Source organism: Cohnella silvisoli (assembly GCF_021190915.1).
GTDB lineage: Bacteria > Bacillota > Bacilli > Paenibacillales > Paenibacillaceae > Cohnella > Cohnella silvisoli.
On the sequence record NZ_JAIOAP010000035.1, the window covers coordinates 1 to 7817 of the forward strand.

Sequence of the window (7817 nt, forward strand, 5' to 3'; positions counted from 1 at the left end):
CCGCTGTTGATGCAGCAGTATTAACAGGAACAGCGGTAATAACAGGTACAGCACAAGAAGGCCAAACGCTAACCGCAGCATTGAATGGCAGCAATAACACAGGAACACTTAGCTACCAATGGAAGTCAAATGCTGCAATTGTCGGAACCAATTCAACAACTTATGTACCAGTGGCTGGAGATATTGGAAATACAATCACAGTCGTTATCACTTCAAATGTGCAATCAGGTTCCGTAACGAGTTCGGCAACATCCGCTGTTGATGCAGCAGTATTAACAGGAACAGCGGTAATAACAGGTACAGCACAAGAAGGCCAAACGCTAACCGCAGCATTGAATGGCAGCAATAACACAGGAACACTTAGCTACCAATGGAAGTCAAATGCTGCAATTGTCGGAACCAATTCAACAACTTATGTACCAGTGGCTGGAGATATTGGAAATACAATCACAGTCGTTATCACTTCAAATGTGCAATCAGGTTCCGTAACGAGTTCGGCAACATCCGCTGTTGATGCAGCAGTATTAACAGGAACAGCGACAATATCAGGTACAGCACAAGTAGGCCAAACGCTAACCGCAGCATTGAATGGCGGCAATAACACAGGAACACTTAGCTACCAATGGAAGTCAAATGGAGTAGACGTAGGAACCAATTCAGCAACTTATGTACCAGTGGCTGGAGATATTGGTAACACAATCACAGTCGTCATCACTTCAAGTGTGCAAACAGGTTCAGTAACGAGTTCAGCAACATCCGCTATAACGCCCTAAAAGGACAACTGAAATTATTGTTCCACTCGCATCTTCTTCTACAATAATTACACTGCACAGAGGACAGTCTTTATTTGTAAATTGTAACATTTTCGCCAGTAACACCATGTAAAAGAAGCTCTTGCTTGTTACTATTAACATAATGACTGTCATGGGACTAAAATCTCATGGCAGTTTCTTTTTTATTTGTATCGGGTCCTGGAAAATGGTTGGTTTCTGCCAATTACTGTGGAAAGAAGTCTTTTTTTGAGCTTTTACAAGGGTTCAATCATCTTATCCAATTCAAGTGATAATGATCGTAGATATTTAATGCTCTAGTCCCTTTCTCAGCTAAGGATGCGACTTAATGCCCCATATGGTATGATAACTTTATGTATTTAACTGTCGGCGAGGTGGAAACGAAGCATGAGCGAAACAAAGGACAAGCTGTTATTAATCGACGGAAATAGTATTATTTTTAGGGCTTTCTACGCGATACCGCCGCTTACGAACAGCAGCGGGCTGAATACGAATGCGGTATTCGGATTTACGACGATGCTGCTGAAGGTGTTGGAGGAGGAGAAACCGACACACGTGTTAGTCGCGTTCGACGCGGGCAAGGTGACTTTTCGGCACGAAGGGTACGCCGAGTATAAAGGCGGCAGGCAGAAAACTCCGCCGGAGCTGTCGGAACAATTTCCGCTTCTGAAGGAGCTTCTTCAAGCATTTTCCATACCGCAGTTCGAACTTGCCGGTTATGAAGCGGACGATATTATCGGGACGTTATCTCGCGTGGCCGAGGAACAGAACAAAACCGCTGTCGTTATATCCGGGGATAAAGATATGCTTCAGCTTGTAACCGATCAAGTAACCGTGTTGATCACGCGTAGAGGCATTAGCGAAGTAGAGCGCTATACGCCGGGAGCATTAGGAGAGAAGTATGGACTTATTCCTTCCCAGATCATCGATCTTAAAGGCCTAATGGGTGACGCAAGCGATAATATTCCGGGAGTTCCCGGGGTTGGCGAGAAGACGGCTCTGAAGCTGCTGCAAGATTACGGCACCGTCGAGAACGTGCTGGATAACATCGAGCAACTGAAAGGCAAGCTTCGCGAAAATATCGAGACTCATAGCGAAGATGCTCGGATGAGCAAGAAGCTGGCGACGATTTTCCGCGAGGTACCCATGGAGCAAACGTTGGAAGACGTCACTTGGAAAGGATATGAAGCTTCCGCTTTAGCCGGTGCGTTCCGCAAGCTGGAGTTCAAATCTCTAATCGAACGGCTTGATCTGCATGCCGCGGACAACATTTCAGATGCGGAAAGGGAAGAAGCGGCATCGGCATACGAAGTCATCAAAGTCGAACAAGCTGGTTGGAGCTCCCTGATGGATGCGCTCCCCGAAGTCGAAACCGTTATGGTAGAGGCGTCCGGAGAAAATCCGCATAATGGAGTTGGCATCGGAATCACTCTAGTCGCGGGGACCCAGATCTTCGTCATCCCTTACAAACTACTCTCCACGAACGATGCGAAACCATTAATCGCTTGGCTTGGAAACTCGGAAGCGCCAAAGAATGGTTACGACTTTCATCGGGTGGAGCTCGTACTGGCTCGTTCCGGCATTGCTCTCAAGGGACAAGCATTCGATGTGAAGCTCGCCGCTTATTTGCTTGATCCGACGGAAGCCGATCCATCCCTTAACGGATTGCTTCCGCGTTATGGTTTGGGTTCTATCGATTCGGACGATGCTGTATTTGGCAAAGGCGCCAAATTTCACATTCCGGCGGAGGATAAGCTTGCACGCCACTTGGCTGCCAAAGCCGATGCCGTTCGGAGGTTAAAGCCTCTACTAGCCGAGAAGCTAGAGCAGTTAGGCATGAATCGGTTGTATTACGAGTTGGAGCAGCCGTTATCCGTCGTGTTAGCCAGAATGGAAAAGCAAGGCATCTCCGTGAACGCTGCAACTCTGGAAGAGCTAGGCGTAGAGTTTCAAAGACGGATCGAAGAAATGATGTCGGCAATCCATAAGCAGGCTGGCTTTGAATTCAATATCGGCTCACCCAAGCAATTGGGCGAAGTTCTGTTCGACAAGTTGGCGCTTCCTGTCATCAAGAAAACCAAAACAGGCTATTCAACCGATGCGGAAGTTCTGGAGAAGCTGGAGCCTTACCACGAAATCGTTCGTTTGATCCTGCATTATCGTCAGCTTACTAAGCTGCAATCGACTTATATAGAAGGTTTGTTGAAGGAAATCCGCCCGGAAACCTGCAAAATCCATACGTTCTATCACCAAACGATCGCGGCAACGGGAAGGCTGTCCAGTCAATTCCCGAACTTGCAGAACATTCCGATACGCTTGGAGGAAGGCCGCCAAATCCGCAAAGCTTTCGTGCCTTCGGAGCCGGGTTGGAGCATTGTAGCAGCCGATTACTCGCAGATCGAGTTGCGCGTGCTTGCCCATATTTCCGGGGACGAGGGATTAAAGGAAGCTTTCCTCAATGAAATGGACATTCATACGAAAACAGCGATGGACGTCTTTGGCGTACAGGCCGATCAAGTGGACGGCAATATGCGTCGCCAAGCGAAGGCGGTAAATTTCGGAATCGTGTACGGAATAAGCGACTACGGGCTCTCTCAGAACTTGAACATCACCCGGAAGGAAGCCGCCGCTTTTATCGAGCAATATTTTCAGGCGTTCCCCGGCGTGCGACGTTATATGGATACGATTGTTGAGCAAGCTAGGAACGACGGCTATGTCACAACGCTTCTGGAGCGCCGACGTTACTTGCCGGACATCCGCCATTCCAACTTTAACCTTCGTTCTTTCGCGGAACGGACGGCGATGAATACTCCGATTCAGGGAACCGCGGCGGATATTATCAAACTCGCGATGATGCGGATGGACGAAGCGCTTACCAGCCGCGGATTGAAGAGCCGCATGCTCCTCCAGGTACACGATGAATTGGTGTTCGAAGTGCCGGCGGATGAACTAGAGCTTATGAAAACATTAGTGCCGGAAGTCATGAAAACGGCTTTGCAGCTTGATGTTCCATTGCTAGCGGAAGTTAGCGTCGGCAGCAACTGGTACGAGGCGAAGTAGGCAAGTAAACAAAAGCAGCATTCACAGCTAGAGGAAGGGGATTGCAATGCCGGAATTACCAGAGGTGGAAACTGTTCGCCGGACTTTAAATATGCTCATTACCGGGAAGAAAATAGATAGGGTGACGGTGAACTTGCCGCGCATTTTGCAGAAACCCGATGACCCGCAATTATTCGCCGCTCGCCTTGAGGGAAGAACGTTTCAATCGGTCGAGCGACGGGGAAAGTTTCTCAGGCTAGTAATGGATGGACTCGTGCTTGTGTCCCATCTTCGGATGGAAGGACGATACGGCCTGTTCGATAAAGATACGCCAACGGAAATTCATACGCACGTTATTTTCCATTTTACCGATGGAACCGAATTGCGCTATAAGGATGTTAGACAATTCGGTACGATGCACCTATTTTTGCCGAATGAAGAATTACAAGCCCCTCCGTTGAATAAACTGGGGTTGGAGCCTTTGGAAGAGGGGTTCACGTTGGAATCGTTCCGGCGTGCGCTCGGCAAACGGTCGACGAAGATCAAGCCGCTGTTGCTTAATCAGGAGATCGTGGTTGGTCTCGGCAACATCTACGTAGATGAAGCTCTGCATATGGCAGGCATTCATCCGGAGACGTCGGCGAACGAGCTGAAGCGGAAGGAGCAAGAGCTTCTTCACTTGGCGATCGTTAAGACTTTGTCGGCTGCTGTGGAAGCCGGAGGCTCCTCCATCAAATCTTACGTGAACGGCCAAGGCGAAATGGGCTTTTTCCAACATAGCTTAAGGGCTTATGGAAGAACCGGAGAGCCTTGTCTGACCTGCGGAAGCCTCATTGAGAAGTCGGTCGTGGGCGGTCGGGGCACGCACATTTGCCCGAAGTGTCAGAAGGCGCCGCGCAACGTTACTAAAGGCGTCATGACTTCAACCCAACGAAACAATGCCGTAAAAAGACGGTTAGACGGGCTGGAACAATAGGCGATTACACATTAAAGTTTATGCGATCGGGGCATTCGAACATTTCCGTGCATAGGATGAACAGAACCTAACTTCCGTAAGCGGAAGAAAGGAAGCATCCATGCAGGGGGAAATTCGCTATGATGGCACCTGTCGTGTCGCTTATTTTACTGTCCTTTGCCGTCAGTCTTGACGGATTTGGAGTCGGTATTACTTATGGCGTAAGAAAGATTAAAATACCGATAACTTCCGTTTTTATTATTTCGGCGTGTTCGGGAATCATTATTCTGTTATCGATGGTAATCGGTGTTGCGCTCACGAGGTGGATGTCGCCTCATATCACATCGACTGTCGGAGCGATTATCCTTATCGGTATCGGTATCGCGGCACTCATCCAGTTTATCCGCAGCGGGGAACGAGAGGATGGAGAGCAGCGAAGCAAAGGTGCACCTGCTGTTGTCAGCGCTGATTCATGGCCTGGTAAACCCGTTCTTAAAATGGAACTTAAGGTGTTCGGTCTTATCATTCAAATTCTTCGTACACCATCCGCAGCGGACATGGACCGTTCGGGAGCGATTACTTCCGGTGAAGCATTTTTCTTAGGGACGGCACTTTCCCTTGACGCATTCGGGGCGGGAATCGGTGCAGCATTGTTAGGATTTCCGCCTTTGATTACAGCCATTCTTATTGCGACGGCTAGCGGACTTTTCCTTTGGTCGGGAACGAGGGTCGGATTCTGGGTGTCGGGATGGCGTTGGGCCAGACAATTATCGATGATGCCCGGCATCATTCTGATCGCAATGGGAATATTTAAATTGTTCTTATGAGGAAGAGGTTCAATGAATATCGGTTTAACGGGCGGTATCGCCACAGGTAAAAGCACGGTTGCCAAGTTACTTACGGAGCACGGAGCGATATTGATCGATTTGGATGGAATTGCCCGGGAAGTCGTTGAACCCGGGCAACCGTCTTTGCTTGCAATAGCCGAACGATTCGGACAAGCCGTTCTGCAGCAGAATGGATCCCTTGATCGCAAGAAGCTCGGAGCGATCGTGTTCGCGGATCCCGCTGAGCGCAAAGCGCTGGAGGCGATTATCCATCCTGCCATTCGGGCCGTTATGAAAGAAAGAATGGCTTATCATGAAAGCAACAGTCCGCAGCAGCTCGTTGTCGTTGACGTTCCACTTTTGTATGAATCGGGGCTGGAGTCCTATTTTGAACAAATAATGGTCGTTTACGTACCAAGGGAAACTCAGTTGCAGCGCTTGCTTGCAAGGGACAAGCTAACGATCGAAGAAGCTCAGAAACGGCTTGATGCACAGATGGACATCGAAGATAAAAAACGAAGAGCCGACATACTGATTGATAATAGCGAAAGTCTGGCCTATACGGAGGAGCAAATTGAGCGCTTCTGGCGGGAAAAGAGGTTTGGATGAGAAAGCGGTTAAAACGAAAAAGGGTGTTCCTGTTCCTCGTTATCATCATTCTGGGTGCGCTGTTCGTGCAGTCGGATTGGCTTGGACGCTCGATTTACCCGATTTCGTATACGGAAGAGATTAAGCAGAATGCCGCGAATTACCAATTGGATCCGTTATTGATCGCTGCCATTATTAGAGTGGAATCGAACTATAAGCTGGACGCCGTATCCGCTAAAGGGGCCGTAGGCATCATGCAAATTATGCCTGACACCGCCGAATGGATTCTGAAGCAAGACAACTTCGGTAATATAACCATTAAGGATGCCGGCAAGGAAGCGCACGCAGGAATTATGCTTGGGTCCTGGTACGTCAAAGAATTGAAGCGTCAATTTGGCGGGAACTTAATCTTGTCTTTGGCAGCTTACAATGCAGGGCCTGGAAAAGTGCGGCAATGGTTGGAAAAAGGGGTTTGGGACGGGAAAGAACAAACTTTAAACAATATTCCATACGGAGAGACTAGACATTATGTCCAACGTGTGATGTATTATTATAAGAAGTATCAGAAAATTTACGAAACGTTGTAAATCAAGCAAGGCAAATAGAATTGGCTATATGGAAGAGGAAGCCGCAAAGCATTATCAATGCTTCTTGGCTTCCCCGGTATTAAGTGCCTTCGGTTTTATTTCTTTATTTACCAGCCAATTGTTGTTCAGCCAGTTGTACCAATCGGCGGGTAATGTTACCCCCGATAGAACCGTTATCTTTCGTAGTCATGTTACCTTGATACCCATCTTGAGGGATAGCGATGCCAAGCTCTTGTGCTGCTTCGTACTTCATTTGATCTAGTGCAGCATTTGCTTGAGGGACAAGAAGTGTATTGTTAGCCATTGTTGTTCACCTCCTTGCGGTTTGTAACAGTATTATGTGCTTTATTGTTCTGTTCATGTAAGGGAAGGTATGGAAATATTAAAAATTACGATCTATGAAGGAGCCGAATTCGCAGCCATGAAATGTCCTTATTGCGACTATAGCGGAACGAAGGTTTTGGATTCGAGGCCTGCCAACGACAACAAGTCAATCCGCCGCCGCCGGGAATGCGAGAAATGCAGCCGCAGATTCACCACATTCGAGACGGTAGAGGAAACTCCGCTTATCGTTGTTAAGAAGGATGGAAGCAGAGAAGAGTTCAGCCGGGACAAAGTTTTGCGCGGTTTACTTCGAGCTTGCGAGAAACGCCCCGTATCCGTCGGACAATTGGAAGTGATCGTTTCCGATGTGGAGAGGGAAATTCGCAATACGGCGCATGCCGAAGTTGAAAGCCGGATTATCGGTGAGTTGCTTATGGAGCACATCTACAGTGTTGACGAGGTTGCTTACGTTCGATTCGCATCGGTGTACCGGCAGTTCAAGGATATTAACATGTTTTTGAAAGAGCTTAACAGTCTTATGAGCAAGCATGGGATTTAGAAATAAGTTTAGGAGATATTGCGTGTCAATTTGCTGAGAAAATGTCACCTTAACTCTTCCGAGAAAATGTCACTTTTACGGTGTTTCCAAACCACCGTTAGGTGGCTTGGACTGTCGTTGATTTTGTGGTATTCTTTACTTGCTTTT

8 protein-coding genes are annotated in these 7817 nt (G+C 48.0%); 7 read left to right on the forward strand and 1 reads right to left on the reverse strand.

The genetic code is table 11. From position 1 onward, the window contains the following. The 6 genes from K7P76_RS32900 to K7P76_RS32925 all read left to right on the forward strand — a co-directional run. Positions 1–773: hypothetical protein (locus K7P76_RS32900; RefSeq protein WP_232190330.1), on the forward strand; the 773-nt coding region annotated here is incomplete at its 5' end. A 405-nt stretch (positions 774–1178) separates the two neighbouring features. Beyond that, a complete protein-coding gene (gene polA / locus K7P76_RS32905) occupies positions 1179–3851 on the forward strand; it encodes a DNA polymerase I (protein WP_232190331.1) in 2673 nt (890 codons plus the stop codon). A gap of 46 nt (positions 3852–3897) precedes the next feature. Further along, positions 3898–4806, forward strand: coding sequence for a DNA-formamidopyrimidine glycosylase (gene mutM / locus K7P76_RS32910; protein ID WP_232190332.1), 909 nt, complete (start codon positions 3898–3900; stop codon positions 4804–4806). A 122-nt stretch (positions 4807–4928) separates the two neighbouring features. Continuing rightward, positions 4929–5612, forward strand: coding sequence for a sporulation membrane protein YtaF (ytaF, locus tag K7P76_RS32915; RefSeq protein ID WP_232190336.1), 684 nt, complete (start codon positions 4929–4931; stop codon positions 5610–5612). A gap of 12 nt (positions 5613–5624) precedes the next feature. Continuing rightward, entirely contained in the window at positions 5625–6221 is a 597-nt protein-coding gene (gene coaE, locus K7P76_RS32920; RefSeq protein ID WP_232190333.1) for a dephospho-CoA kinase, read from the forward strand. Continuing rightward, complete coding sequence (locus tag K7P76_RS32925) at positions 6218–6787, forward strand: lytic transglycosylase domain-containing protein (RefSeq protein WP_232190334.1); 570 nt, start codon at positions 6218–6220, stop codon at positions 6785–6787. The genes coaE and K7P76_RS32925 overlap by 4 nt, the downstream gene beginning before the upstream one ends. A gap of 103 nt (positions 6788–6890) precedes the next feature. On the opposite strand, the gene K7P76_RS32930 is transcribed toward K7P76_RS32925, so the two are convergent. Further along, complete coding sequence (locus tag K7P76_RS32930) at positions 6891–7091, reverse strand: alpha/beta-type small acid-soluble spore protein (protein WP_232190335.1); 201 nt, start codon at positions 7089–7091, stop codon at positions 6891–6893. Between the two features lie 117 nt (positions 7092–7208). Between K7P76_RS32930 and nrdR the strand changes: the two genes are divergently transcribed. Next, the gene (gene nrdR / locus K7P76_RS32935) at positions 7209–7670 is read left to right on the forward strand and encodes a transcriptional regulator NrdR (protein WP_232190337.1); all 462 of its coding nucleotides are present in this window, start codon (positions 7209–7211) and stop codon (positions 7668–7670) included. The last annotated feature ends 147 nt before the right edge of the window (positions 7671–7817 follow it).

What these genes read in the sequence shown, in the direction of transcription:
- K7P76_RS32925 (WP_232190334.1), top strand. Translation starts at nt 6,218, where the DNA reads ATGAGAAAGCGGTTAAAACGAAAAAGGGTGTTCCTGTTCCTCGTTATC.
- mutM (WP_232190332.1), top strand. Translation starts at nt 3,898, where the DNA reads ATGCCGGAATTACCAGAGGTGGAAACTGTTCGCCGGACTTTAAATATG.
- polA (WP_232190331.1), top strand. Translation starts at nt 1,179, where the DNA reads ATGAGCGAAACAAAGGACAAGCTGTTATTAATCGACGGAAATAGTATT.
- K7P76_RS32930 (WP_232190335.1), bottom strand. Translation starts at nt 7,091, where the DNA reads ATGGCTAACAATACACTTCTTGTCCCTCAAGCAAATGCTGCACTAGAT.
- nrdR (WP_232190337.1), top strand. Translation starts at nt 7,209, where the DNA reads ATGAAATGTCCTTATTGCGACTATAGCGGAACGAAGGTTTTGGATTCG.
- ytaF (WP_232190336.1), top strand. Translation starts at nt 4,929, where the DNA reads ATGGCACCTGTCGTGTCGCTTATTTTACTGTCCTTTGCCGTCAGTCTT.
- coaE (WP_232190333.1), top strand. Translation starts at nt 5,625, where the DNA reads ATGAATATCGGTTTAACGGGCGGTATCGCCACAGGTAAAAGCACGGTT.